Origin of the sequence: Thalassobacillus sp. B23F22_16 (genome assembly GCF_043496955.1) — a bacterium.
GTDB lineage: Bacteria > Bacillota > Bacilli > Bacillales > Halobacillaceae > Thalassobacillus > Thalassobacillus devorans_A.
Window position 1 is genome coordinate 1 of sequence record NZ_JBIEKD010000022.1, and the last position, 26,727, is coordinate 26,727.

At 44.1% G+C, this 26,727-nt stretch carries 28 protein-coding genes; 20 read left to right on the forward strand and 8 right to left on the reverse strand.

Annotated elements, in window-relative coordinates:
* Window positions 1–262: 262 nt before the first annotated feature.
* Window positions 263–1,879 carry a sodium:solute symporter family protein gene (locus ACGTNI_RS15430; protein ID WP_394463641.1) on the forward strand — a complete coding sequence of 539 codons (1,617 nt, stop codon included), beginning with the start codon at window positions 263–265 and terminating at the stop codon, window positions 1,877–1,879.
* A 41-nt stretch (window positions 1,880–1,920) separates the two neighbouring features.
* Here the strand turns inward: ACGTNI_RS15430 and ACGTNI_RS15435 are convergent, their stop codons facing one another.
* The 4 genes from ACGTNI_RS15435 to ACGTNI_RS15450 all read right to left on the reverse strand — a co-directional run bounded on the left by ACGTNI_RS15435 (window position 1,921) and on the right by ACGTNI_RS15450 (window position 6,221).
* Window positions 1,921–3,360, reverse strand: coding sequence for a sodium/proline symporter (locus ACGTNI_RS15435; RefSeq protein ID WP_394463642.1), 1,440 nt, complete (start codon window positions 3,358–3,360; stop codon window positions 1,921–1,923).
* Between the two features lie 29 nt (window positions 3,361–3,389).
* A complete protein-coding gene (locus ACGTNI_RS15440) occupies window positions 3,390–4,349 on the reverse strand; it encodes an ornithine cyclodeaminase family protein (RefSeq protein WP_394463643.1) in 960 nt (319 codons plus the stop codon).
* A gap of 23 nt (window positions 4,350–4,372) precedes the next feature.
* The gene (locus ACGTNI_RS15445; protein WP_394463644.1) at window positions 4,373–5,539 is read right to left on the reverse strand and encodes an NAD(P)/FAD-dependent oxidoreductase; all 1,167 of its coding nucleotides are present in this window, start codon (window positions 5,537–5,539) and stop codon (window positions 4,373–4,375) included.
* Between the two features lie 106 nt (window positions 5,540–5,645).
* Window positions 5,646–6,221 (reverse strand): phospholipase D-like domain-containing protein, encoded by a 576-nt coding sequence (locus tag ACGTNI_RS15450; protein WP_394463645.1) that lies wholly within the window; start codon window positions 6,219–6,221, stop codon window positions 5,646–5,648.
* 180 nt (window positions 6,222–6,401) lie between these two features.
* Between ACGTNI_RS15450 and ACGTNI_RS15455 the strand changes: the two genes are divergently transcribed.
* The 14 genes from ACGTNI_RS15455 to ACGTNI_RS15520 all read left to right on the forward strand — a co-directional run bounded on the left by ACGTNI_RS15455 (window position 6,402) and on the right by ACGTNI_RS15520 (window position 20,141).
* Window positions 6,402–6,674, forward strand: a complete 273-nt coding sequence (locus ACGTNI_RS15455) for a hypothetical protein (protein ID WP_139823725.1) — start codon at window positions 6,402–6,404, stop codon at window positions 6,672–6,674.
* 367 nt (window positions 6,675–7,041) lie between these two features.
* Entirely contained in the window at window positions 7,042–7,896 is an 855-nt protein-coding gene (gene proC / locus ACGTNI_RS15460; protein WP_394463646.1) for a pyrroline-5-carboxylate reductase, read from the forward strand.
* 67 nt (window positions 7,897–7,963) lie between these two features.
* Entirely contained in the window at window positions 7,964–9,127 is a 1,164-nt protein-coding gene (gene proB, locus ACGTNI_RS15465) for a glutamate 5-kinase (protein ID WP_394463647.1), read from the forward strand.
* A gap of 18 nt (window positions 9,128–9,145) precedes the next feature.
* On the forward strand, window positions 9,146–10,408 hold the full coding sequence (locus ACGTNI_RS15470) for a glutamate-5-semialdehyde dehydrogenase (RefSeq protein ID WP_394463648.1): 1,263 nt from the start codon (window positions 9,146–9,148) through the stop codon (window positions 10,406–10,408).
* A 160-nt stretch (window positions 10,409–10,568) separates the two neighbouring features.
* Window positions 10,569–11,168: a biotin transporter BioY gene (locus tag ACGTNI_RS15475; protein ID WP_394463649.1), complete on the forward strand. Its 600-nt coding sequence runs from the start codon at window positions 10,569–10,571 to the stop codon at window positions 11,166–11,168.
* Window positions 11,169–11,183: 15 nt separating this feature from the next.
* Window positions 11,184–12,176, forward strand: a complete 993-nt coding sequence (bioB, locus tag ACGTNI_RS15480) for a biotin synthase BioB (RefSeq protein WP_394463650.1) — start codon at window positions 11,184–11,186, stop codon at window positions 12,174–12,176.
* A 116-nt stretch (window positions 12,177–12,292) separates the two neighbouring features.
* Window positions 12,293–13,225 (forward strand): glutaminase A, encoded by a 933-nt coding sequence (gene glsA, locus ACGTNI_RS15485; RefSeq protein ID WP_394463651.1) that lies wholly within the window; start codon window positions 12,293–12,295, stop codon window positions 13,223–13,225.
* Between the two features lie 157 nt (window positions 13,226–13,382).
* Window positions 13,383–14,318, forward strand: coding sequence for a glucose-1-phosphate thymidylyltransferase RfbA (gene rfbA, locus ACGTNI_RS15490; protein WP_394463652.1), 936 nt, complete (start codon window positions 13,383–13,385; stop codon window positions 14,316–14,318).
* Entirely contained in the window at window positions 14,311–15,345 is a 1,035-nt protein-coding gene (gene rfbB / locus ACGTNI_RS15495; protein ID WP_394463653.1) for a dTDP-glucose 4,6-dehydratase, read from the forward strand. Before rfbA ends, rfbB begins: the two co-directional genes overlap by 8 nt.
* Window positions 15,342–16,274, forward strand: coding sequence for a glycosyltransferase family 2 protein (locus tag ACGTNI_RS15500; RefSeq protein WP_394463654.1), 933 nt, complete (start codon window positions 15,342–15,344; stop codon window positions 16,272–16,274). Before rfbB ends, ACGTNI_RS15500 begins: the two co-directional genes overlap by 4 nt.
* A 5-nt stretch (window positions 16,275–16,279) precedes the next feature.
* A complete protein-coding gene (locus tag ACGTNI_RS15505) occupies window positions 16,280–16,966 on the forward strand; it encodes a GNAT family N-acetyltransferase (RefSeq protein WP_394463655.1) in 687 nt (228 codons plus the stop codon).
* Window positions 16,967–16,968: 2 nt separating this feature from the next.
* A complete protein-coding gene (locus ACGTNI_RS15510) occupies window positions 16,969–17,334 on the forward strand; it encodes an EamA family transporter (RefSeq protein WP_085505655.1) in 366 nt (121 codons plus the stop codon).
* Window position 17,335: 1 nt separating this feature from the next.
* Entirely contained in the window at window positions 17,336–18,475 is a 1,140-nt protein-coding gene (rffA, locus tag ACGTNI_RS15515) for a dTDP-4-amino-4,6-dideoxygalactose transaminase (protein ID WP_394463657.1), read from the forward strand.
* Window positions 18,438–20,141: a DUF6044 family protein gene (locus tag ACGTNI_RS15520; RefSeq protein WP_394463658.1), complete on the forward strand. Its 1,704-nt coding sequence runs from the start codon at window positions 18,438–18,440 to the stop codon at window positions 20,139–20,141. The genes rffA and ACGTNI_RS15520 overlap by 38 nt, the downstream gene beginning before the upstream one ends.
* 294 nt (window positions 20,142–20,435) lie before the next feature.
* Here ACGTNI_RS15520 and ACGTNI_RS15525 read toward each other — a convergent pair whose 3' ends face one another.
* Entirely contained in the window at window positions 20,436–20,789 is a 354-nt protein-coding gene (locus tag ACGTNI_RS15525) for a response regulator (RefSeq protein ID WP_394463659.1), read from the reverse strand.
* Window positions 20,790–20,969: 180 nt separating this feature from the next.
* Complete coding sequence (locus ACGTNI_RS15530; RefSeq protein WP_394463660.1) at window positions 20,970–22,052, reverse strand: FAD-dependent oxidoreductase; 1,083 nt, start codon at window positions 22,050–22,052, stop codon at window positions 20,970–20,972.
* Between the two features lie 105 nt (window positions 22,053–22,157).
* Between ACGTNI_RS15530 and ACGTNI_RS15535 the strand changes: the two genes are divergently transcribed.
* Together ACGTNI_RS15535 and ACGTNI_RS15540 are read left to right on the forward strand one after the other, a co-directional pair.
* On the forward strand, window positions 22,158–22,367 hold the full coding sequence (locus ACGTNI_RS15535; RefSeq protein WP_394463661.1) for a YozQ family protein: 210 nt from the start codon (window positions 22,158–22,160) through the stop codon (window positions 22,365–22,367).
* Window positions 22,351–22,617, forward strand: a complete 267-nt coding sequence (locus ACGTNI_RS15540) for an alpha/beta-type small acid-soluble spore protein (RefSeq protein ID WP_394463662.1) — start codon at window positions 22,351–22,353, stop codon at window positions 22,615–22,617. The genes ACGTNI_RS15535 and ACGTNI_RS15540 overlap by 17 nt, the downstream gene beginning before the upstream one ends.
* Window positions 22,618–22,644: 27 nt before the next feature.
* On the opposite strand, the gene ACGTNI_RS15545 is transcribed toward ACGTNI_RS15540, so the two are convergent.
* The gene (locus ACGTNI_RS15545) at window positions 22,645–23,661 is read right to left on the reverse strand and encodes a S8 family peptidase (RefSeq protein ID WP_394463663.1); all 1,017 of its coding nucleotides are present in this window, start codon (window positions 23,659–23,661) and stop codon (window positions 22,645–22,647) included.
* A gap of 220 nt (window positions 23,662–23,881) precedes the next feature.
* On the opposite strand from ACGTNI_RS15545, the gene ACGTNI_RS15550 reads away from it, so the two are divergent.
* The 3 genes from ACGTNI_RS15550 (at window position 23,882) to ACGTNI_RS15560 (ending at window position 25,376) form a co-directional block, all read left to right on the forward strand.
* Complete coding sequence (locus ACGTNI_RS15550) at window positions 23,882–24,598, forward strand: Na-translocating system protein MpsC family protein (RefSeq protein WP_394463664.1); 717 nt, start codon at window positions 23,882–23,884, stop codon at window positions 24,596–24,598.
* Between the two features lie 81 nt (window positions 24,599–24,679).
* Window positions 24,680–24,889 carry a hypothetical protein gene (locus tag ACGTNI_RS15555; RefSeq protein ID WP_394463665.1) on the forward strand — a complete coding sequence of 70 codons (210 nt, stop codon included), beginning with the start codon at window positions 24,680–24,682 and terminating at the stop codon, window positions 24,887–24,889.
* Window positions 24,890–25,010: 121 nt separating this feature from the next.
* Entirely contained in the window at window positions 25,011–25,376 is a 366-nt protein-coding gene (locus tag ACGTNI_RS15560) for a thiol-disulfide oxidoreductase DCC family protein (RefSeq protein WP_394463666.1), read from the forward strand.
* Window positions 25,377–25,540: 164 nt separating this feature from the next.
* Here the strand turns inward: ACGTNI_RS15560 and thpD are convergent, their stop codons facing one another.
* Complete coding sequence (gene thpD, locus ACGTNI_RS15565) at window positions 25,541–26,440, reverse strand: ectoine hydroxylase (protein WP_394463667.1); 900 nt, start codon at window positions 26,438–26,440, stop codon at window positions 25,541–25,543.
* Between the last annotated feature and the right edge of the window lie 287 nt (window positions 26,441–26,727).

Here is a 26,727-nt window from a genome sequence, read left to right on the forward strand (position 1 = left end):
TTAGGGCTTCGCAGTTTGTATCAAAGATATATTTTCTTACGTCAATCTTAAAGAAACCGCCGTATACGGGTCCGTACGTACGGTGGTGTGAGAGGACGGAGGTTAGTCACCTCCTCCTACTCGATTATGTGAAAGGGCATCCCTAAAAAGGGTTTTCTAAATGACAGGGGGATTTTTATTAATTTTAAACTCATTAAACTGATAAATATAATAGGATTTAAAGCAGCCAAGAAGTTTAACATATTTTTAAGGAGGCAGAAGAATGACAACAGTAGGATATTGGTTCATCGGTTTTGCATTAGCCTATACGTTCTTTTTGATTTTCATGAGCCAGCTCGGAATGAGGCGGGCGAAAGATGGTAACGGATTTTTTGTAGGAGGGCGTGGGTTCAACACCCTGTTTGTCACCGTCTGTATCACCGGATTGTTTTCCGGATCGTCATACATAGCGATTCTTGAGCTCAGCTATCTGACGGGAGTATCGGCGATCTGGTATGGTGTTGCGGAAACACTGCACGTGTTGATCATCGCTCTTGTTTTAATTGCACCATTCCGTAAGCGCGCGCTGGTGACGATTTCGGGACTGCTGGGTGACAGGTACGGTGAAAAGGTTCGTGGACTTGCCGGAGCAATTACGGCTTTCACATTCCCGATGTGGTCGGTGGCGACCGCACTGGCATTTGCATCAGCATTGTCCGTATTTACAGGAATTTCACTGGTATTATCCGTCGCTTTAACTGCTTTATTACTATTTGTCTACCTGCAATTCGGCGGCATGTGGTCGGTCGGATTTACACAATTGAGCAATGTCGTGGTATTTTTCATGATGCTTGCGATCGGAACTTACGCATTTTTTATCAATCCAGGGATTGATGGCATCCAGACGCTGTTCCAGGAAAGACCTGAGTATGCTTCCTGGAATGCGGCTGGTCTACAGACGATCCTGGCCTGGTTCGGGACGTTCCTTTTCAATGTCATTCTTGCTCAGGCAGCATTTCAGATGGCATTGTCCTGTAAAACGCCGGAACAGGGACGCCGCGGCTTAATCTACGCTTCTCTGCTTGGTATTCCGTTGATCATCGGTGCTGTACTATTCGGACTCGCGGCCGCACAAGTAGTACCTGGGGAAACACGTGGCCTGGTGGCAGTTCCTCTTTACTTGATGGAAACCCTGCCGGCACCGTTAGTCGGGCTGTTTTTCTTAGGTTTCTGGGCAGCTGCACTCAGTTGGGGAGCACCTTGTCAATTCTCTGGTGCAACAAGCCTTGGCCGAGATGTCGGAAAAGCTTTGAATCCTAAAGCCAATGAATTACAGCTGATCAAATATACCAAATGGTCTTTGCTGTTGTTGACTGGGTTAATGATTGTATTTGCACTGCTTCGTTCTGAACAATCCGCGTGGTGGAACGTCGTGGCGTGGGTAACGAGAAACTCTGCGACATTTGCCCCGGTTGTTGCGGCGATTTTCTGGCCTGTCGTGACAAAACGTGCAGCATTAATATCCTTGTTTACTGGTTCGGCATCCGGTCTCCTGTGGTACCATCTCAGCGGCTGGGCAATCAATGATTTTTTCATGAATACACACCCGGTATGGATCGGAATGGGCATCAATATTATCACGATTGTGGCAGTCAGCCTGATCGACAATGCCGGAAACTGGGTTTGGAAAGCGTCCTTCCGCAGTGTAGGGTTCTATTCCCTGGTCGCTGCTGTCGGACTGGCCATCGTCTTCTTCAGCTCATTTGACTTCCTGCTTGCCAAAGGGCTCGCCGGCATGGTTGGTCTGTTGATCGTTTGTGGATTATTTATCACCTGTATGAATTTTATAAAAGAGAAGAAAGAGACCGTTCCCGTAACAAAACAGTGGAAAACGGGATGATAACAAAAAGAGAACGCGGATCACCGATCCGCGTTCTTTTTCTAGGCCTGCTGTGATTTTTGGTTTGGGAAAAGCAGGCTGAATACAATACCAAAAAATGCTGCGATAAAGAATGTTGTGAAACGGGACGTAATGATGGAGTCCAGGGGTGTGCTGATCCATAGTACGGTGAAAACGAATCCGGAAACGATGGTGGCGATTACCCCTATACCGGAATAACGTTTCCAGACAAATGTCAGGATGATGGCAGGAGAGAGGGTTCCACCAACGCCTGCCCATGCCCATCCAACAATCAAATAGAGCAACGTTTCGGAGACGAGAGCGATTGTCATACCGATTAATCCACAAATGATGATGATGACCCGGGAGGCAGTCAGTAACTGTTTTTCAGAAAGCTCCAGTTTTAATGCTTTATGCAAAATGTCTTCACTAATGGAGCTTGTGACTACCATCAACTGGGAATCGGCTGTCGTGATGATGGCTGCAAGGATACCGGACAGTAGTATACCTGCAATCCAGGCCGGCATGAGGTCCATAATCATCACTGGCAGAACCGTTTCCGTATCCGCAAAGGAACCCTGACTGTAGATGGTGATAGCGGTGACGCCGATCATGAAAGCTCCCCCGTAGGCAAGGAAGGTCCAAAGGATGGCGACATTGCGGCCGGTCTTCACATCTTTTTCACTTCTTAAAGCCATGAATCTGGCACTTAACTGAGGCTGCCCGCCGAGGAAGCCGAAAAACCAGGAAAAGTTGTTGAAAAACAATAGTCCAATGGCAAACCCGGCAGCACCACCGAACCAGGCATCGTGTGTGGAACCTGCTTCAGCTAACGCAGTTGGAATAGATAAGTCATTCGTTTTGATATACACGAGGGCTACAATCGGAAGTGCGACCAGGGTGATCAGCATCATGACACTTTGGATCATGTCCGTCCATACAACAGATATGAAACCTCCCGTGAAAGCGAGACCGATTACAACGATGGTAGCCAGAATAACACCTAACGTTTCATTCAAACCAAAGGTGGTGAACAACATTTTTCCGGCCCCGGCCATCTGGGCGCTTAAATAGAACATGAGAAAACTGCTTATCAGTATGGTGGCGAACCAGCGGATCAGGTTCGCCAGTCCGCCGAAGCGGGCCGCCAGGTAATCCGGAAGGGTCAATACGTTATATTTATCCCGCTCTTCCATGAATTTTTTTGCAAGGAACAGCCAGGAAAAAATAATTCCGAGTGCAATCCCTGCTGCTACCCAGATACCGGATAATCCTGTGGCAAACACGAAGCCTGTGTACCCGAGTAACAGCCAGGCCGATTCGCCTGTGGCACGCTCGGAAAAGGCAAGCGCCCATCCAGGCAGTGTTTTTCCGCCTAATAGAAAAGCAGAATGGTCCAGCTTCGTCCTGCTGAAATAATAACCGATTCCAAGTATGACAAGACAATACAGGATGAATTCAACAATAATGATATTGTTCATCTAATCTCCCCTTTAATAAGTATTGCACCTCATAACGTCAGTGAGGTGCCGAGATTTTTCTGTTGTGCCTTTTGGTAGATGTGGTAGGCCGCCACTGCATCAAATAAGCCCATCCCTGTTGATTTGAACAGGATGGTTTTCTCCCGGTCGATCGCTTGGACACCAGTGACGACTTTTGAGAAAGAGATGACTTGAGAGGGATGGAGCCACTTTTGTTCTAAAGGTTGGGCAATATCACCAGACTCCTGGATGGCATCGGTACTATCTACATATACATTGTCGATCAGCCGGTAGACGGCATGTGGAAATTCGCGCATGTCCGGTCGGAAAGAGCCGACACCAATCAGGAGTTTTCCTTTCAATAACGCTTCATCATCAGGAAGAACCGGATGACGGGATGTAGTGGCAGTTATAACGACTTCACTTTTTTCCACCGCGTCTGCGGCTGAGTGATGGATACTGATTTTGATATGCTCACCTAATTCCTTTTGCAATTGATCAACAAAGTCGATCATACGAGCTTTGGAGCGGTTAAACAGATGAATATGCTTGATATCCCGTTCAGCACAAGCTGCCAGTGCCTGGTAGAAACCTTGCGCTCCGGTTCCAATCAATGCCAGGTTGGCGACTTCCGGGCGGCTCAGGTGTCTGACTGCTGACCCGCCAATCGCACCCGTCCGCATGCCAGTCAAAACCGTTCCATTTAACATAGCGATGGGGGTGCCTGTTTTGGCATCATTCAAGGTGACAAGCCCCTGGATTACCGGAGTATTAATGTTTTTTGGATGTACAGCCACGAACTTAGTGCCAATCACTTCTCTCGTCACACACGGCATCAACAAAAAATCATTTACACCGTGGGGCACCCGCATTCTTGTGGGCATATGATACTGCTTCGCTTCATATGTTTGATAGGCGAGATCGATACTGTCTGTCACTTCACTCATTGATACCGCCTGTTTTATCGCTTGTTCATTGAGATAGAGCATGAAACCAGAACCTCCCAGCTTTACTAAACTACTGCATTTTCAATAACAAGATCATTCTCCTCAAACCGTTCGAATCGTAGGGGACTCAAATCCAGTGTCTGGTAGCTGCCAGTCACCAATAGTTCCGCCAGGCATTTTCCTACCGCTGGCGCCTGCTGCATGCCATGTCCACTGAAACCACACGCCAGATAATAACCGGTCAGCTTAGGATGGGGGCCGATAATGGCGTTCTGATCCAGGGTGTTATGGCTATATAATCCTGCCCAGCCGCCAGTGATTTTTGCCCGCTCGAAGTTTTTGATACGCTGGGCCAGAACCGGCCATAATTGCTCTTCAAAAAACGCCCTTGTCCAACGGAAATCGTAGCCAGGTTTCACTTTTTCAGAGAATCCAGAGATGATTTCTTTTCCTTCATGCCGGAAATAGACACCAGTCGGATCAATCGTCAGTGGGAGTTCTTTTAAAAGGGGGTCTGCAATATCAAATTGGATGACTTGCCGTTTCAATGGCACAATCGGGAGCGGCAGGTTCAATTTTTTACTGAGCAAAGGAGCCCATGGACCGGCACAATTAATAACACGGGGAGCATAATATGTCTCGCCATTTCCTAATTGCACACCGGTGACCCCATTCCGGTCCGTTAAAATATGGTCAACTCCTTCATATACATAACGCACTCCCAACTGCTTGGCCTTTTTAATGTAACCCTGCATGACCGAGTAGGGGTCAAGGTAACCATCTTCCGCGCAATACAACCCGCCTGCAAGGTCATCTGTAGTCAGTTCCGGTATGATTTCTTTTAGTTCATCCGGTAAAAGGAACTGGGAGGGCACGCCGTATCGCTGCTGCTTTATCATCTGATTCTCCAACTGATTGCGAGATTCCTGATGCCCCAGGAAAAGGTAGCCTCTTTGTTTAAAGTCAATTTCCGCTCGCTCGCCATCGACTGCCATATCCTCAGGGAAACTCAGATATTTTTTCAAACTATAGCGGCTGATTTGGATATTGATGTCGGTGGTGAACAACTGCCTTATCCCGCCTGCGCTGCGCGGTGTTGAGGAAAATTCATAGAGTCTATCTTTCTCAAAAACAGTCACTTCACCAGTGAAGCCGTCCTTAAGCAAGTGATAGGCGATGCTCGAACCCATCACGCTGCCTCCGATGATGATGATGTCGCTTCGTTTTCCCATAAATTTCACCTCTTTTCAGCTTGTACTATGAAATTATTCGAGAAGAGAGGATTTCATGAATAAAGGAGGGGGAGAGGAGCTAGTAAAGGCACTCCAAAAAGTTAAATCAGGCGTACTTTTTCCCAGATAAAGAATGATAGCTTTTATAATTCCGGCTGTCCTTCCATTTCGCATTAAAAACTTTCGTCCATTCCTGTGCCGTTTTCCTATCCCGCAGGATGACGGTTACTTCATCATTCCTGTTTTCGGCTGAATAAGTGAAGTTGTAAGAACCATTTGAAATCACCTGCTGGTCAGCGATCATTATTTTCAGGTTCATGATCCCATCATGGTTATTTACTTTGATCGGAATGCCGCATTGCAAAAGTTTTTGGACATTTTCTTTCTGCTTATTGAGTGTTTTCAACTGACTGTCATCTGTCAGCACCCGAACGTGGACTCCTCGTTTTGAGGCCTTGCAAATATGAGTGACAAAGTCTTCCTCTGTCAAAATGAAAACCGCAACGTCCAGCGTGTGATTGGTGGCGTCGATGATTCGAAGTAATTCTTCCTTCGGTGATCGGCTGCTTTTCGAAAAAATATAATCGATGCTTTTATCTGATTTATTCTGATATTTAAGATAAGCTGCATAGCACGTGGCTCCTGCCACAAAAGTTAAACCTGCAGCAGTGATCACTTCCATTTACATCCCACCCTCTCGCCTTATATATATGGAGAAAATGGTTCGTCCCATACGCTAACTTTGCTCCTGGTTGAAATTTTTAAAAAATCCGCACTAGCCCACCCTTAATTGGGTATCTGTCATAGGCTAAAGCGTAGGCATTCGACTTGCTGTTATCAATCAAGGAGGCGAATAGTAAGTATGGATCACGAATTTTATCCGTATCCTGCTCCAGAAATGATGGCTTCATATCCACCAATGGAGATGGATTACGATATGCGGAATTATGATGATGGAAGGAACTATCCATTTGTAGGAAGTCTGGCGACTGGTCTGGCTGGAGGGTTGATTGGCGGTCTGCTCGTTCCAGGATTGTATGGTGGTTTTTATGGTGGTTATCCTTATGCGCCATATGGCGGCTATTACGGTTATCCTTATGGCGGGTATCCCCCATACGGCGGTCCGTGGTGGTAGGACACAGAAAAAACGCTTGTTACCGGGATTTTTCCGGCAACAGGCGTTTTTTGTACTTTGAATGTTTACTTTTATTAAGGATGAGAAAATCTAAGGCTTTCGCCATTAGGACTTGGCGAGTAATCCAAGTTTTTCTAAATTTTCACTAAATATTTGGACTATTTATAAACTCGCAAATATCCGTTTGAGCAGCTGTATAGCGACTTCTCTTCGGCCAGGAATGAGATAAATAGAAATGGGAGCGTTTACATGGACTATCTCGCGTATATACATATAAATTGCCAAAAACCCCTTGAATAATCACATCAGCGTGTTACTATGAAAAACATTGAATTCACACACACGCCAATTGCGAAAAAAAGGAGAGATGTCATTGTTTAATAAAACAATCGCTTTTTTAGGAGCCGGATCAATGGCAGAAGCTATGATCAGTGGAATAGTCGAAGCCGAAACGATTCCGGTCAATCAGGTAATTGTAACTAACCGGAGCAATCAGGACCGGTTGAATCATATACAAACGAAATATGGAGTACGTACGACACCACTTCAACAATTGAATTACAACGAAGTCGACATTTTCATTCTGGCTATGAAGCCGAAAGATATTGATCGTGTTCTTGAATCGTTAAAAGATAAACTTAACGCCGACCAGGTACTTCTATCTGTATTGGCTGGTATTTCTACCAGTCATATGGAAGAAAATATGAACGACGGCCAGCAGGTCATCCGTGCGATGCCGAACACATCGAGCATGGTAGGTGAATCAGCTACGGCAATATCACCAGGACAATATACAGGTATCGATAATGTCGTTGCAGCTAAAGAACTACTAAAATGTATTGGTAATGTATTCGTAATCGACGAAGAGCAGATGGATATTTTTACAGGAATTGCTGGAAGCGGACCGGCTTACTTCTATTATTTAATGGAACACATCGAGAAAGCAGGTCAGGAAGGCGGTCTTGACCGCGACACAGCAAGAGAAATCGGTGCCCAGACCATTCTTGGTGCAGCAAGAATGCTTCAGGAGCAGGACGATACTTCAGCAGAGCTACGGGAAAAAGTTACTTCCCCGAATGGCACGACTGCTGCCGGACTTGATGCATTAAATGAACATGGCGGCGGAAATGCCATCGCTCAGGCAGTAAAAGGAGCGGCAGCTCGCTCCAATGAAATGAGTAAAGCGAGCCGCGTAAAAGAAAAAGAACTTGTTACAAAATAAATGTAGCATAAAAATGCACAAACATGTATAATAATTTAAAAATAATTCATTAAATTGTATAAATATTATGGTCAAACGAGAGGATAGGAGTGATAGATTGACACAACAATCACAGAAAAAACGCGTAGTCATTAAAATCGGAAGTAGTTCACTAACCAGCTTACATGGAGAAATCAGCCGTAGAAAACTAGAAAAGATAGTAGATGAAGTCGTTCGTTTGAAAGATGACGGACATGAAGTATTGCTCGTATCCTCAGGAGCAGTAGCTGCAGGCTACCGCAAGCTTGGCTGTCTTTCAAGACCAAGCACATTGCCGGAGAAGCAAGCAGCAGCATCCATCGGGCAAGGATTACTAATCGAATCTTATTCAGACCTCTTTTTATCCCACGGGTATGTTGCTTCACAAATCCTGATTACACGCAGCGATTTTTCAGACGAAAATCGTTACGAGAATGCTAGAAATACTATTAATGTCTTATTGGAGAGAGGAATCATCCCGATCATCAACGAGAATGATACGATTACCATCGACCGATTGAAGTTCGGTGATAACGATACTCTTTCCGCTAAAGTCAGTGCCCTTGTCGATGCAGATAAACTCATTATACTTTCTGATATAGACGGGTTGTACGATGCAGACCCTCGCAAAAACAAAGACGCTAAACTACTAGAAAAAGTCCATGAAATCACACCGGAGATTGAAGCTGCTGCAGGAGATCCGGGAAGCGATGTCGGTACCGGCGGCATGAAATCAAAGATTGACGCATTCAAAATCACGATGGCTTCCGGAATTGCGGCGTTTCTAGGAAAAGCGAACGCAGCGGACATCATTTATGACGCCGTCTATCAAAAAGCGCGCGGCACCTATTTTGAATCGAAGCCGGAAACGTTGAATCTCGATCATAAGAAACAGTGGATTGCTTTCAATTCCGGTCCAGAAGGAGAAGTAGTCATTGATAAGGAAGGTAAGAGCCTGATTTTGGAAAGCAAAGAAGGACTTCTTCCAGGTAATATTCATCATGTCAAAGGCCGCTTTAAAGAAGGAGCAGTTGTCCGGATCAAGGATGTCCATGGAGAGGATATCGGGCTTGGCGTTGTCAATTATTCTTCTAAACAAATTAGCCAGATTGTCAGCATGACGGAAGAAGAGATAGCGGAATACAAGCAAGCTGCTGTAGAAAAGAAACATCTTGTCTGCCACCTGGAAGTTTCCGTTCCAGTCGGCGTGTAAATTATAAGGAGGTAAATGATGACAACCATCAAACCAACAGTGAATGTGGAAGCACAGGCGATTGAAGCGAAGAAGGCTGCCAAAAAGTTAGCGATGTTGACGACAGAGGAAAAGAATCAGACACTCAATCTTTTAGCGGATAAGCTGGAAGCAGAGTACGAAGCCATCCTGGAAGCCAACGAAAAGGACTTGGAAAACGGCCGCCAGCAAGGTTTTGAAGATGCTTTTATGGATCGTCTCGCTCTTTCAAAGGAACGTATTTATGATTTTGCCAATGGACTGCGTGAAGTTGCAGAACTGGAAGATCCAACGGGACACGTTTTGTCTGACTGGACGCTGGAGAACGGTCTTGGAGTAGAAAAAGTAACGGTTCCTCTTGGTGTAATCGGTATGATTTATGAAGCTCGTCCAAACGTGACGGTTGACTCCACCGGTCTTGCGTTGAAGTCCGGAAATGCGATTGTCTTGAAAGGTGGATCGTCAGCCATCAACTCCAATCGCGCGATTGTAGAAGTCCTGCATCACGGACTTGAGGAGACGAAAGTACCGAAAGAAGCCGTACAATTCATTGACAGCACAGCACGTGAGGCGACACAGCAGTTGTTCACCATGAAAGAGCACGTCGATGTCTTAATTCCTCGCGGAGGTGGTTCCCTGATCAGTGCGGTTGTGAATAACGCGACCGTTCCAGTGCTGGAAACAGGCGTAGGTAATTGCCACGTATATATTGATAAAGAAGCGGAAGTTGAAAAAGCATTAAACATTCTGGTTAATGCAAAAACAGATCGTCCTGCCGTCTGTAATGCAGCGGAGACACTGATCGTCCACAAAGACTGGTTGAATGAAAACCTTGATGCTTTGACGAAGGCATTGAAAGATAATGACATCAACGTCCATGGGGATGAAGAAATTGTTAACCTCATGCCGGACGCCGTTGAAGCTGGTGAATCCGATTGGGCGAATGAATACTTGAGCAAGGATATCGCCATTAAAACGGTCAACGATGCAGCTGAAGCAATCAATCATATTGAAACTTACGGCACGAAGCACTCAGAAGCGATTGTTACAGAGAATGCAGATACAGCAAAAATGTTTAAGAGTCTGGTGGACGCTGCTGCCATCTATCATAACGCATCCACACGTTTTACCGATGGTGGAGCACTAGGTTTTGGCGCGGAAATCGGAATCTCTACTCAGAAATTGCATGCTCGCGGTCCAATGGGCTTACCTGCACTTACAACAGTCAAATATATCATGTCCGGAAACGGACAAGTACGCTAATTGTTTGTTATACCCCGGGTCCTCCAGTAAATGGAAGCTCCGGGGTATTTTCTATGCGATAAAAAAAGTCTATGAATTTTTCTGCCTTTTATGTTAATCTATTGTTAACCAAAAAAGAATAATGGTTAACGTTAATGGGGAAGACAGGAGGATGTTACATATGAAGAAGAAAAAGTTCACGGCACTTGATTTAACGATGGGGAGCTTGTTTGTTGCTTTGACAGCAGTCGGAGCTAACATTACGTCCATCGCTCCTTTCATGGTAATTGGAGGAGTTCCGATTACATTGCAGACATTTATTGCAATTCTCGCAGGTATCGTACTGGGAAGCCGTCTTGGTGCGTTTTCCATGTTTGTGTATATGATTCTGGGTTTAGCCGGTGCACCGATATTTGCTCAATTCAAAGGCGGAGCAGGAATTATGTTATCACCGACATTCGGATTCATCGTTTCTTTTATTCTATTAGCTTATGTCGCAGGTAAAATGGTAGAGGCAAAAAGAAGTTTTCCCATGTATGTGAGCGCTGCGCTTGTCGGTATGGTGATCAATTATATCGTAGGTACCAATTGGATGTATGCAGCTTATCTATTCTGGTTTGAAGCGCCAGAAGGATTGACCTATCAAATGGTATGGGCCTGGATGGCTGTTCCACTTCCAAAAGATATCATTCTATCCGTACTTGCAGGGTATCTTGGCTATCGTTTAGAAACAGGAGCGCTGGCACATACCAAATTCCGTAAACAGCAGCAGGCTGTTTAATAAGGGGGCACTTGTATGAACTGGAATCTACTGGCGGAACAAGTACTTGCCGGGCATGAGCTTTCAGATGAAGAGGGTCTTGCCATTTTAGAAAGTGATGATGATCAGATTTTAGAATTGCTTCATAGTGCTTATCAAATCCGTAAACACTACTATGGCAATAAAGTAAAATTAAACATGATCGTAAACACAAAGTCCGGTTTCTGTCCGGAAAACTGTGGCTATTGTGCCCAGTCCATCGACTCGGAAGCTCCGATTCAAAAATACAGGATGATGGATAAAGATACGATTGTCCAAGGAGCTGAACAGGCCCATCGCCTTCGTTCGGGAACCTACTGTATTGTAGCCAGCGGTCGCGGGCCGACGAACAGAGAACTGAATGAAGTGACAGCTGCTGTACAGGAAATCAAAGCAAAATACGACATGAAAGTCTGTGCATGCCTTGGTCTCCTCCGGCCAGAGCAGGCGGATAAGCTGAAAGAAGCAGGTGTTGACCGTTATAACCATAATATCAACACTTCCAAAAACCATCATGATGCTATTACCACTACGCATACATACGATGATCGAGTGGAAACTGTCAATTATGCAAAGCAGGCTGGCATATCTCCTTGCTCTGGTGTCATCGTCGGGATGAAAGAGTCCAGGCTGGATGTGGTTCATATGGCTAAGGCATTAAAAGAACTGGATGCAGATTCGATTCCAGTCAACTTTCTTCATGCCATTGATGGCACTGCATTAGAAGGTACCAATGAGTTGACTCCGATTTATTGTTTAAAAGTACTCGCTCTGTTCCGATTTATTAATCCTACGAAAGAGATACGGGTTTCCGGAGGCAGAGAAGTAAATTTAAGAAGCCTGCAGCCTTTGGGGTTATATGCGGCCAACTCCATTTTTGTCGGGGATTACCTGACTACTGCCGGGCAGGAAGGTACGAAAGATCATCAGATGCTGAAAGACCTTGGTTTTGAAATTGAATACCCAAATCCTCAATCTGTAACTAAATAAGATAAACGAAGCATGAAGCTCTCCGGGGCTTCATGCTTTTTACTGTTTCAAAGTTTAACTTTATGCAATTAGGTTAAAGATGTATAGATAAGTATGGGAGACGGAGGATTTGGGTTATGAAAAAGTTATCGAATGAGTATATACAAGAAATTGTCAAAGAGTGCCGGCCCTTTGCATCTGCAGGTAGTGTCATCGACCATATACCTGGAAAGGACCAATCGCACCTTACCAAGCTGGGAATAACGGTCATCTCAGAGGACGGAGAAGTCTATTCTGCAGGTGATGATGATTATATCTTTTCCTTGCAGAGTATTTCGAAAGTAATCAACCTTTTGATGGCTCTCGAAGACTTTGGTGAGGAAACGGTCTTTCAGAAAGTAGATAAAGAACCTACCGATGATTTTTTTAATTCCATTTCTAATCTGGAAGACTACGAGCAGCAGAAGCCTTATAATCCAATGTTGAACTCTGGTGCCATTGCTATGGCCAGTCTCATCAAAGGTACTACAGTAGAAGAACGCTTCAACCGTGTATTGGAGTTTATCCGCACAATCACTGGTAATAAGAATGTGGAAATGGATGAAGACGTTTATAAAGCAGAAGTGAAAAACGGATCCCGTAACCGCTCCTTGGCCTATTTCATGGAAAGTCTCGGAATATTGCCGCATCAGGAACTGGAAGCCGCGCTTGACCTATACTTCCGTGTTAATTCTATTATGGTCACGAGTCATGAACTGGCAGAAATCGGCTGTTTTCTTGCCCGCCAAGGGGTGAAGGATGGTAAGCAACTGAACAACCCGCGGCATGTCGGGACCACCTTAGCCATTATGATGACGTCTGGGATGTACAATGAAGCAGGATCTTACGCCGTTGACGTAGGATTTCCTATGAAAAGTGGCGTTTCTGGCGGGGTGACGGGGGTCGTGACAGGACGGATGGGGATAGGAATCATCGGTCCCGCTATCAATAATAGGGGAAACAGTATAGCTGGTGGGAAAGCATTAAGAAAGTTATCACAGGACTTAAACCTAACTCTATTCCACAACTAATGACCCGGCATCCGAGGGTCATTTTTTTGACTCTAAGAAAAGTGTTATCTTTTTGTAAAAATATTGTAATGAAAAAGTAGGTTTAAGCGAGCAGGCTAAAAGGTAAAAGGAAAAGAATCTAACCTATGTGACTGTTGATTATCAGGAGGGCGATTTTATGAAGGGAATCATTTTGGCTGGAGGCAGTGGTACAAGGTTGTCCCCTAGTACAGATAGCATTAATAAACATTTGCTTCCTGTCTACGACAAGCCGATGATCTACTATCCTTTATCCATTTTGATGCTTGCAGGCATCAAGCAAATTTTGATTATAAGTACCGAAGAAGATACACCGCGGTTTGAAAAAATGCTTGGCGACGGCACATCGTTAGGGATTGATATTTCTTATATAGCACAGGAGGAGCCTAACGGCATTCCGGAAGCATTCATTGTTGGAGAAGATTTTATTGGCGACGATGATGTGACCTTGATTCTTGGTGATAATATCTTTTACGGGCAAGGTTTGACCGATATGCTCCGGAAAGCGATCAAAAATCACCAAGGAGCGACTGTGTTTGGCTATCGTGTCGGAAATCCACAGCGTTTTGGTGTTGTCGAGTTCGATAAAAATAAAAAAGTTATATCGATTGAAGAAAAGCCGGAGGAGCCAAAATCCGACTTTGCTGTGACCGGATTATATATTTACGACAACCGCGTAATCCAGATGTCCAAACAGCTGGATTATTCGGACCGGGGAGAATTGGAAATCACGGATATCAATAAGCTGTATTTGGAAGCAGGAGACCTGGATGTCCAGTTGTTAGGCAGAGGTTTCGCCTGGCTGGATGCAGGTACGCATGATTCTCTGTTTGAATCTTCCCAGTTCATCAAAAACATCGAACAGCGGCAAGGGTTCAAGGTTGCCTGTATTGAAGAGATCGCTTATTATATGGGCTACATTTCCCGTGAAGAATTATATGAGAAAGGGAAGCAGATGGAAAAGAATGACTATGGAAAATATCTGATGGATATTGCTAACCGAAAACACGTCCAGCAATATTGGGAGGACGTTGTCGATCAAAACCCTATGATAGGATCGGTGAACAATGAGTAGAGATAAAAAGACGTTATTAATTACAGGGGGAGCGGGATTCATCGGCTCCAATTTTATCACTTATTTTTTGAAGACGCATGACGACTACGAGATTGTCAACTTAGATAAGCTTACGTATGCCGGATCTCTGGAAAATCTGCGCGAGGCAGAAACCTTTACCAACTATCATTTCATAGAAGGTGACATTGCAGATGAGGAAGTCGTGGAGAAGGTGTTCGCTGATTACGATATCGATGGTATCATTCATTTTGCTGCCGAGTCCCATGTCGATAAATCCATCGCGGATACGAAGCCATTCATTACGACAAATGTGGCAGGTACAGTCAACCTGCTGCAAACAGCTAAACGCGATTGGGAACAGAAGGGTGTCCTGTCGGAACGACGCTTTCACCATATATCAACCGACGAAGTGTATGGCTCTCTGGAGGAAGAGGGAGCTTTCACTGAAGAAACGCCTTACGACCCACGTAACCCATATAGTGCGTCAAAAGCGAGTGCCAATATGCTGGTCAACAGTTACCACAATACCTATGGAATGAATGTTGTCATATCCAGCAGTTCCAACAATTACGGGCCGAGACAGCACGATGAAAAACTGATTCCTACCATTATCAGGAAAGCACTGGCTGGAGAAGCAATTCCAATTTATGGTGACGGGCAGAATATTCGGGACTGGCTCTATGTAACGGATCATTGCAAGGCGCTGGATAAAGTCTTCCACGAAGGGAAGGCAGGGGACACCTATAATATCGGCGGCAGAAATGAGCGGACGAATATGGAAATGACGAACCGGATCTGCGAGCTTCTTGATGAACATCAACAAGAAAGAAAGCAGGAACTTGCTCTTTCCAGTTTTAAGGATTTGATTACATTTGTAGAAGATAGACCAGGCCATGACCGAAGATATGCCGTAGATGATACGAAAATTAGACAGACGCTAGGATGGAAGCCAGTGGTGGAACTGGAAAAAGCCCTTGACGAAACCGTAGTATGGTACATGGATAAATGGAGGAAACAAGCAAAGTGATCTCCGTTGTCGTACCCATCTACGGTTGTGAGGCATGCCTGGAAGAATTATATACGCGTATCAAAGACACGATGAGTTCGATACCGATGAACTTTGAATTGATTCTTGTCAATGACGCCAGCCCGGATGATGCCTGGCCGACTATCCAAAAACTCCACCACCAGGACCCGAGAGTGAAAGGTCTCAATTTATCGCGAAACTTCGGTCAGCACCATGCGATTACGGCAGGTCTCGACCACACCAACGGCGATTGGGTAGTAGTCATGGATTGTGATTTACAGGATCAGCCGGAAGATATCGCGAAACTATATGAAAAAGCTCAGGAAGGTTATGATGTCGTCTTCGGTTCCCGGGAGGAGCGCCAGGACCACGCCTTGAAGCGGATGTCTTCGAAACTTTTTTATAAAGTATATGACTACCTGACGGAACGATCTTCCGACCATACGATCGCTAATTTCAGTATCAGTCATAAAAAGGTAATCAAAAGTTTCCGTCAAATGCGCGAGCAGAACCGATTGTTTCCGCTGTTCATTCAATGGATGGGGTATAAGTCAACGAGAATAGTCGTCAACCATAATAAACGGGAGCATGGGAAGTCATCGTATAACCTTCGAAAACTAATCAGTTTGGCGACAGACGTTATCATTTCCCAGTCGAACAAACCGCTCCGGTTATCGATTCAGTTCGGTTTCTTCATATCACTCATCTCCTTCGTGTATGGGTTATATTTGATCTTTAAATACTTTGTCATGGAGTATCATGTGGCAGGCTGGACGAGTGTGATGGTTTCCATTTATTTTATCGGCGGTTTGGTTTTCTTCAATTTCGGGGTGCTCGGGCTATATATCGGAAAAGTATTCAATGAAACAAAAGGACGACCATTATACATTATCAGTGAAACAACAGAAGACGAAGAAGGCATGAGGTGATTGCAATGACAAACTACTTACGAGAAGCGCCATGGGATCGACGGAATTTCGGGATGGATACCTATGAAGTGACGTCTCCTGAGGAGGAAGCGTTAAAAGAAACAGATGAGACACCAGGACACTTCACATTGAAGGTCGATCCGATGGTTAACAAGAAGCCGATTTTGGAGCATGGTTTCTTTTATGCTGACACACTGATCACTCCCGTCTGTAAAAAAGACCAGCTGGTAACCTTCTCTGAAAATCAATTCGGCATTACCCGTGATGGAAGTTTTGATACGATCGTCTCGTTTTCCGAAGGTGCTTTCAAAATGGGGCGTTATCATCGCGACTTCCACGTGAAGACAGAAACAGCTGAACAGCGCTACATCAACTGGCTGCGGGATTTATATGAAGCGGACCAGGTGATGTTCCTTACGTATGAAGGGGAGGTTGCTGCCTACTACGCTTATCAGGAAAACTCGATTTTACTGATCGGGATGGATGAAAAATTACGCGGAAAAGGACTTGCTAAACCATTGGTAAGTAAAGCGTGTGAGGTATTATTTTCTTATGGCCATGAAGAGCTGAAGACTTCGGTCTCAGCCATTAACTTCCCTTCGATGCAAATGTTTTATTCTCTGGGATTCAAAATGAAGCGGGCAGTGGATGTCTACCATAAGTGGAATGCGGATGTGTCTGACGGCGTATGATGATGGGCTATTTTTATATTTTTTCAACCATCCTATTTACTGTTTATGGCCAGCTGATCCTGAAATGGCGGATTGAAAAGTATGGCAGTCTGCCGGAAGAGCTTAAAGACAAAATCGTATTTTTGTTTCAGCTGCTGCTCGACCCATTAATTCTTTCCGGGTTTTTATCTGCGTTCGTCGCATCGATTTTCTGGATGGCGGCGATGACCAAATTTAACATCAGCTATGCGTACCCGTTCATGAGTCTATCGTTTGTACTGGTCTTCCTTTTATCCGTCGTGATGTTCGGGGAACCAGTCACACCGCAGAAAGTAATCGGGCTGGGCTTAATTGTGCTGGGTATTATCGTAACGAGTCAATCTATTTGAGGTGTTAGCAATTATTACATTCAATAAACCATGTGTAACAGGAAAAGAAAATGACTATATTCAAGATGCTATCAGTAACGTAAAACTATCCGGCAACGGTCCGTACGGGAAGAAATGCACCGAATGGCTGGAGTCCTATTTGAAGGCAGAGAAGGTACTGTTGACGCCTTCCTGTACGCATGCCCTGGAAATGACAGCCTTGCTTATCGACATTAAGGAAGGGGATGAAGTGATCATGCCTTCCTATACGTTCGTTTCGACAGCAAATGCATTCGCCCTTCGCGGTGCTCATATCAAATTCGTCGACGTTGAACCGGAGACAATGAATATCGATGCTACACGAGTAGAGGACACAATCACCGACCGGACGAAGGCAATTGTGGTGGTCCATTACGCCGGTGTAGGGTGTGATATGGATGCCATTATGGCAGTTTCTGAAAAGTATAACCTTTATGTCATCGAGGATGCTGCTCAAGGGCTGCTCAGTTCCTATAACGGAAGAGCGCTGGGTACTATAGGACATTTGGGGGCGTTCAGTTTCCATGAAACGAAAAACTATACGTGTGGCGAAGGCGGGGCGTTGATCATCAATGATCAACGTTTCATCGACCGTGCTGAAATCATTCAGGAAAAAGGGACGAACCGCTCCCAGTTCATCCAGGGCAGGGTGGATAAATACACGTGGCGCGATATCGGTTCCTCCTACCTGTTAAGCGATTTGAATGCAGCGTACCTATATGCCCAGCTGCAGGAAGCAGATTCCATTAATGACAACCGGCTTGCTACGTGGCAGGCTTACTGGGAAGGATTGAAGCCACTTGCGGAGCAGGGAGTAATTGAACTTCCAATGGTTCCACAAAACAGAGAACACAATGCCCATATGTTTTATATCAAGACGAAGGATGAGCCGGAACGAAAGCAGCTGATCGAGCATTTGAAGGAACACGACGTCATGGCTGTCCCTCACTATGTTCCGCTTCATTCCTCTCATGCGGGAGAAAAGTTTGGAGAAATGAGCGGCCCGGATGTCTACACGACTAAGGATAGCGAGCGTCTGCTCCGTCTACCACTTTATTACGAAATGGCGAAAGAGGATGTCGGTCATGTTGTCGAACAAATTCGAGCTTTTTACAAAGCATAAACTATTAGTGATCGCCTCTTTGATTTTGGCAGCATACTTGCTGCCTTATTATCTTTTAGGCGAAGACTCCCATATTAGAGTACATGATAATCTCGATTCTAATATCGTCTGGTTCAAGCTGGTAGTAGAAAATAATTTGATTTTTGCTTCACCGAATGAAATGCTGCCTAGTATCATCAATGGACTTCCCAGAAGTGCTCTGCCATCAGGGCTTGATGCAATGGTCTGGCTGTATGCTTTGTTTGAGCCTTTTACTGCTTATACACTCAATCAGACCATTATGCGCGTTGTAGCACTGTTTGGGATGTATTTTCTACTGGCTTATTATTTTGAAAAACAGACAGGTACATGGACAAATTACCAGTTGCCAATTACGGGAGCTGCCTTGACGTTTGCGCTGCTTCCATATTGGCCGTCCGGTGCCCTTTCTATGGCGGGGATGCCGCTTGCTTTGCTTGCATTCATGAAAATTCGTGATTTCGGCAGACATGCAAAGAAGCGATACTGGCTCATGCTTGTACTTATCCCGTTCCATGCCAATTTCATTCTGGCATTTTCTTTTTTTATCTCAATCATTGGTGTCATCTGGCTGGTAGATTGGATTCGCTATAAACAATTGAACTGGCCGTTTTTCCATTCGATTGTCTTGATGACCAGTATTTTTCTGATTAAAAATTATATGGTCATCTATTCGATGTTTCTGGACAGTGAGTATGTGCCTCACCGGGAAGAATTTGAATTGGGTGATAAAGATGCAGTTGGTGCTTTCCAGCTGGGAATTGAAAATTTTCTCTTTGCTCATACACATGATGAAACTTTGCATTATCGGTTCATCTTTCCAGCGGCAATGGCTGCGATTCTTCTTGCTGTATGGAAGAGGATGGTGCCAAAGCTGCTCATATCCCTGTTGGCAGCCAATTTTATTCTGTCTATTTGGTATGGCTACTGGTACTGGGAAGGCTGGCGTGTACCAAAAGATACGATTTCTCTGTTGAACAATTTCAACTTCAGCCGCTACCACTTTCTGCATCCATTACTCTGGTATCTTGTTTTTGGGCTTGCTATGGGAATCATCCAAAAAAGGGTGTTTTTAGGTAAATTTATTGTACTTATGCTCATCCTTAGCCAGGTTGCTCTATTATTTCCCCTTGGCGAAGAATCGAAGTACAGCGAGTTTGATTCTTTTACTTATAAGGAGTTTTACTCAGAAGCGCTCTTTGAAGATATTAAGGAATATATCGGAGAGGATCCTTCTGATTATCGGGTCGTCTCGATCGGGATGCATCCGACGATTGCCCAATACAATGGTTTATGGACCTTAGATACCTACAACACCACCATCCCGCTATCTTATAAGCATTCCTGGCGGAAAGTAATAGCTCCGGAATTGGAAAAGAACGGATCGCTCGAGCATTACTTTGATACCTGGGGAAGCAGGCTGTATTTATATGTCGATGAACTGGGAAAGAACTATGATTTTACAAAAGAAAGCGATAAGCAGATTGAACAGCTCGATATTAATACGGAGCACCTGGAAAGTATGGGTGGGAAGTATATTCTATCTGCAGTACCGATCCAAAATTATGAAGAAAATAATCTCACGTTTGAACGTGTATTTGAAAGACCCTCCTCACCATGGAAGATTCATTTATATAAAATTGGATAACAAAAGAGCTGTATTCGGCCATCTTGTTGGTCAAAATACAGCTCTTTTTCTGTCGTCTAGGAAATTATAAAAACTTCTTTTGTTGGTAACTTTACGTAATAGGTCACATCCAGCTCCAGCGCCTACCCCCTCGAGGTCTTAAGTCAATCCTCTCTGTGACAAGGAACGTCACGGCGAGGCTTGTCTTAAGCTTGTCGGAGGCCTGCAGGATGCAGGTCAGTTCGATGTTGGCACAGGACGTGCCGTTTTTAATCGAACGTCACTACTAGCAAGGCGCCTGCGCTTTTGTTCCTGTTAAGAATTTTCTTCGAGGACATTATAAATCGTAGGGATAAGGTTATAGTAGCGGGGCTTTAAGAGGAAATGATCCACCTTATATTCCATCGATAATTTGAGTGTATCTTCATCATGCTGGTGCAATACAATGATGACGCTTGTATCTTTGGCAAGACTATTTATCTCAGGCAAAATAGAAAAGCAGGATTCATCGAGAATAATCACATTAATGTTATGTTCATGAAGCAGGGATTTCAAGTTGGATATGTTCTGGCCCTCACAATGGCTGAATATACCTTCATCAGAAAAAACATGTTGAAGGTGTTCGAGGTCTGACGAATTTTTGGAAAGTAATAAGATGCGTGGTTCCATGGAAGCTCCTCCTTTCAAGGGCCCGTCCTTGTATAACGGTTAACGTAGAATAACTCAGAAAAATGGAGGAAAAAGCACACTTATGAGCAATTGCAACATTGACGTTGACATTAGATTTCCTACGTCCCTTTCTCCATGCTAACAGACATAAGTCGTCAATTAAACCGTCATTTGTACCAGCTATCTGTGGGACGGATGTGTCAGTGTACTAAGCACTTTCAATAAATTGATGTTGGAGCCTGCAAGCAGCTTTCGTACCGGCTTGTAATGCAAATATTTTGTAATTAAATCCAGCTGGTCATTACTTAAGGCTTCCAATTTTCTTCGTAGTGTCAGCGAATCGTGATAGTTCTCATATAGGACCTGGACGTCTTCTTCATAATTGCTGATGCCGCAAAGGTCTTGTGCGGCGTAGATGCCAGTCAGTATCGAAGTGAACTGCCCAAATCCGAGGAAAGGATTGATAGCTCCAAAACAGTTGCCCACGAAGAAAGTATTCCCTATTCGTGGGTATTTACTTTTACCGACGACATAATTATCGAGATCGAATTGCTGGGTAACGCTTAATTTCCGTTTAAGTGTTTGTTCTGCTTTTTCAAAAATTACTTTCCAAAGCTTGTCTTTGTCAATTGCCAGGTTTTCTTTATATTTCGGATATACTAGAACGAGATGTCCTTCGGTATTGGAAAAAGGGAGGAAGTATACCATTCCTTTCGGGACAAGCTCATTGTCATACCAGGTATGCACTTCATTATGGACAAAGTCACCCTTCACTATTGCTCCTGCAAATGTAGCTTTAAACGCTGTATCGTATGATTGGATGCTCTGCGTATCAAGAGGATCTCCAGTAGCCAGGACCACGTGAGTATATTGTTTCGAGATCTCTTCGTATTGGACTTGCTTTTTCAAGTGAATCGGGCTCGTTACTTGTTCTGCCAGCTGCTTTTCATAAGAATTTTTATCTTTTCCACGTTTATTTGTATAACCCAAGTGACCTTCCAGGAAGGAAGTTTCGTTGGGGGAATGGACGAAAATCTTCTGAATATTGGTAGTGGGTTTCAAGTGAATATCATGATATTCTGATAAGTATTTAATAGCATCATCAATCGGTCTGTGCAAAAGCGGCGACATAGCTTCCCCTATAACCGGACGGTCTCCAACTTTTTTTCTCTTTTCAAAAATATCGGCGGAATACCCGTACTTCTCCAACGTGAGGGCGCACGATAATCCTGCCAGGCCAGCGCCGATAATTGCAATATTCATACACTCGTCCTCCTCGATTACATTTTTTGCGGTAAGGATTGGTTTTATACGTTAGTTATAATTGCTGGCTATGTGCAGAAACTAAGGAAGAAGGAGGTTTGACGTATGAAAAAACATTCTAAAAATAATAAATATCAAAATCAAAAAATTGAACAATTCACCGATGGTGCAGCCATCACCCATGAACAAGTCTCAGATACGATGACAGAGGGTACAATTGATGGTCAAATCGACCAGGTTGACGAAGATGGAAAGCTTATCAGCCATGACGGTGAAGCATTGAAAAGGAAGAACCCCGATGGGAAGAAGAAATAAAATCCTTGTTCCGGAAGCGCGGGAAGGTCTGGATCAGTTGAAAGAAAAGCTGGTGAATGAACGTTACGGTACGAGTGATAAATACGAAATGGCAGAGGAACAGGGGATACCGTTGTCAGAAGGATATAATGGGGAAATTAAAGCAAAGGACGCTGGGAGAATGGGTGGCGCCATCGGCGGCAGCATGGTAAGAGAACTGGTCAAAATGGCAGAACAGCAGCTGGGACAAAATAAAGAACAGCACAAGTAATTCCTGTGCTGTTCTTTCCTTTCGTCTTTAAGGCTGCATCGATTTGATTTTGGCTTCGTTTCTCGCGATGGTCGCTTGCCAGTCCTGAGTATATACACTAAGAATGTCGTTTATCTTATCAATAAGCCCAAGGCGAATCAGTCCGTTCCCCTCAGCTTGTTTGGAATAACCAAGCGGCATCGTACGCTTAATCAACTGAGCATAGAGTTCTGACTCTGTCAGTTTCCGCTGAAATTGACCCTCCGCCAGGTTGATTAAAAGCGCCAAAGCCCCCGAGACATGAGGAGTTGCCATCGATGTACCGCTTAACCGGGCATATTCTCCATTGAGATAAGTGGAAAGGATATTTACTCCTGGGGCTACTAAGTCAATTTCATTGTTCGTATTCGTAAAGTCGGCCATCTTCCTGTCAAAGTCGATCGCACCTACTTGTATCACTTCGTTATAGGCGCCAGGATAGCCGAACTCATCGGTATCTTCCCGTCCGTCACCGGCATTCCCCGCTGCACAGACAACAGCGATATCTTGATCGACTGCATGCTTGATGGCATCATGCAATTCTGGAATATCACGTGGACCACCCAGGGACAGGGACATGACTCTTACACGTTCACCATCAGGGCCTTCCCAGTTTGCTGCATATTCAATCGCATCAATAATCCAATCCATTCTTCCGCTACCGTTTCCGGATAGTACTTTTAGTATGAGAAGGTCTGACTGAGGAGCGACTCCGACAACTCCAGTTCCATTTTCTGTTGCAGCAATGGTCCCGGCCACATGGGTACCATGACCATTGTTATCTTCGAAATTATTTTCATCAGAATCATAATCAGTTGTGAAGTTTCTTCCGGCAATTATTCTATCTTTCAATTCAGGATGATCGGTTTGACAACCCGTATCGATTACCGCAATGACATTTCCTTTACCCTGTTCGGTCTGGTCCCACAATAGCGGCGCCTCAATCATTTCTACACCTTCCGGGACATTTGATGATAAGGGAAGGATCTCCTCAACTTGAAAGGGAATCAGTTTAAGCTCGTCCATTTGTCATCCTCCTTTTGATTACAAGTTTAGAATATTCTAACAATTAAATTGTATCAAAGCTGAGGAAGATTTTGTATGGGCCAAACCTCCCTCGTCGTGGGTAATAACACATGTAAAAAAATAAAAATACTGCGTTTGACTTTTGTTCGATTGAGGAAGGATTTATACTAGACTAGGAGTCGGGAATAAAACGTCCTGACTTAAAAAAGGAATGAATGAAATGGATAAGCAATCCGTACAGGCTGAAATAGCCAGCTACACAGGTAAGCTGCTGAGGGATAACTTCGGTAAAGGCCCTTCCTCGGTGTATGTTTCCATCGAAGAACCGTATATCACCATCTATCTGCGTGAGTTTTTAGCACCGATGGAGCGTGTGCTCGTCAAACAAAACAATGATATGAAAGTAGAAGAAACAAGGGATTTACTGATGGATGAACTGCTTCCTGATATTCGTGCTACCCTTCGAATGATGACCGGTTATGAAATTGAGGATGTCTTTTATGACTGGTCGCTGCCCAATCGTTCCGGAATGTTTCTGGGGGTCATTGCCAAAAAGGATAAGGATGAAGAAATCCATCTTTCTGATTACCCCGACAAGGAAAAAATTCATGAGGAAATCATCAGGGTCAGTGAGCAGGCTGAAAAAGCTCCCACAAAAGTTGATTCTTTCATGCTGAACGACCGGACCTTGATGGTCGTCCGCGATGGCATTTTAGTCCGGATTGAGAAAGAATTGATTCGTTCCGGGTTTGGTGAAACGTTAAAGCTTACAAAAAGACAGTTAGAAAAAGGTCTGTTAAGTAAATCTTATTGTGAAAATATACTCGAAACAGAAGTCATCGACGTGTTTGTCGATTGGGACTTTCATGAAGATAAAAGTTATATTGTGTTTATTTTAAAACCGAAGAAGCCAGGTGGAAATGGGCCGGACAAATAGAGTCGGACATAAGCCGGAAAAGGGATCAAACCTTTTTCGGCTTTTTTAATTGATTTTAATACGGTAAAGGAAGGGGAAGGTATGAAATATATAGTAATAGCTGAAGATTCAAACCAATTAAGAGTACAATTTGCCCAACAGGAAGAAGAGGTATTATTTTCTACCTATGAAGAGGCGCAAGCGTTTATCGAACAAGTACATGCAGAGAATGTACTCCCGGATAAATATCAACTGAAAGTGGAGCGGTATGAAAGAGAAGAAATGGTACAGGATAGAGAAGGTCAAGGTTGAATTCTAAGAGGATAAAATCCCGCAGTATGGCTGCGGGATCGATCCCCATTTCTTACATAAAGTGTTTCTGAGTTTATTCTGAAAAGCATAGGGCAATAGTACAAGTAAAGGAGATGATTCCATGAAACATACGGTCTTCTATGATGCTCAGTGTCCCCTTTGCTACAATGTGAAACGAGTGTTGCGCAAGCTCGACTGGTTCCAAAAAATCGAATGGATTGCTGTACAGGAAACGGAGAATTCTAGCGATTATTCCTTTTTACATGGGAAAGATATTTATGATCAAATCTATATGAGAACATCTGGCGGCGAACTGCTGGCAGGTTTTTTTACGATCCGAAAACTGTTGATTTCCCTGCCGCTTACCTTTTATGCTGGCTTACTGATTTATCTGCCATTTGTAAGCCGTATCGGTTCCCCATTGTATAAATGGGTTTCAAAAAACCGCTATGACTGGTTCGGCAGATATGATCAGCCAAGAGAGTAACGACTACCTCGCTTTTGCTTTTTTCCTATCATCGTTAAACTTCACTAAATTTGAAAATATTTCATAACAACAAGTAAAGGCTGTCCCAGGGTGAAGTCCCGGAACAGCCTTTTTTCACTAGTAAGCTGACAGCATATTTATCAGGAAAGTTCTTTAGATGTTTTCTAGTTGGTACTGAATTTCGGTGCACCTTCACGGACGGCAATGAATTCTGGGCGTTCTTTACCGCCAGAGAATGGTTCTACTAATTGGTTTTCGACACTGTTGTAAACCATAAACAGATTGTTGCGGCTGTAAGGAGTGATATTACCGTTAGAGCCGTGCATGGTGTTACTTTCGAATAAGGTGATCGAGCCGGCCTTGCCAGTCGGCACGGAAATGCCGCCGCCTTGTTCAGCCAGCCAGCTTAGGCTGTCATGGTCTGGGACCCCAAGCTTTTGCTTTTTCAATGACTCTTTGTAGTTGTCATCTGGTGTTTCACCTACACAACTGACGTAGTAGTTTTGGGACCCTGGTATCAACATCAAAGGCCCGTTGAACGTATAGTTGTCGGACAGTGCGATGGATAGGCTTACAGCACGCATACGTGGCATACCATCTTCTACGTGCCAGGTTTCAAAGTCAGAATGCCAGTCAAATTCCTTACCTGTAAACCCGGGTTTATAGTTGATTCTGGACTGGTGAATATAGACGTCGCTTCCGAGCAAGTGATTGACTATATCAAGAATACGCTGGTCATATGCTACGTTTTTGAAATATTCATCATCATGGTGGACGTGGAATATGGATCTGATTTCATCACTTTCTGGTTCGCGAACAACCTTGTCAGAAACAACATCTTTGCTGTCTGCTTGTAATTCGAAAATCCCCTTTTGCAGCTCTGATACTTCATCTTCCGAGAAGAAATTCTCAATCTGCAAGAAACCGTTTTGTTCATACGAATCAAGCTGCTCTTTAGATAGTGGTGCTTGATCATCCTTAGAACGATCCGTGTGGATGACAGGATCCTTTCGTTTCACTATTTCAGGCTGGTTATTTTTTCTAGAAGGATAAAGATCTTCCATTCTAAAACACTCCTTATGTCGAATTTTCCAGGTAACTTGTGTTCGTGAATGTCACTGCTTTTTTGGCTGGCTGCCAGCTTACATATAATAGAAAGAACTTTCCGTCGTACGGGGATTTTACCCATCAAAAATTGCAATTAAACACCTAAAATTCAAATTTTTTGTAAAAAAAAGAAAATAGAAGCTTAGACGCAATAAACCCAGATACAATAGGGTGTTATCGATGAGCAGCCGCTCAAAACGATACAACGTATCTCATGAAACTTAAAAATATTAATAAGCAGGAC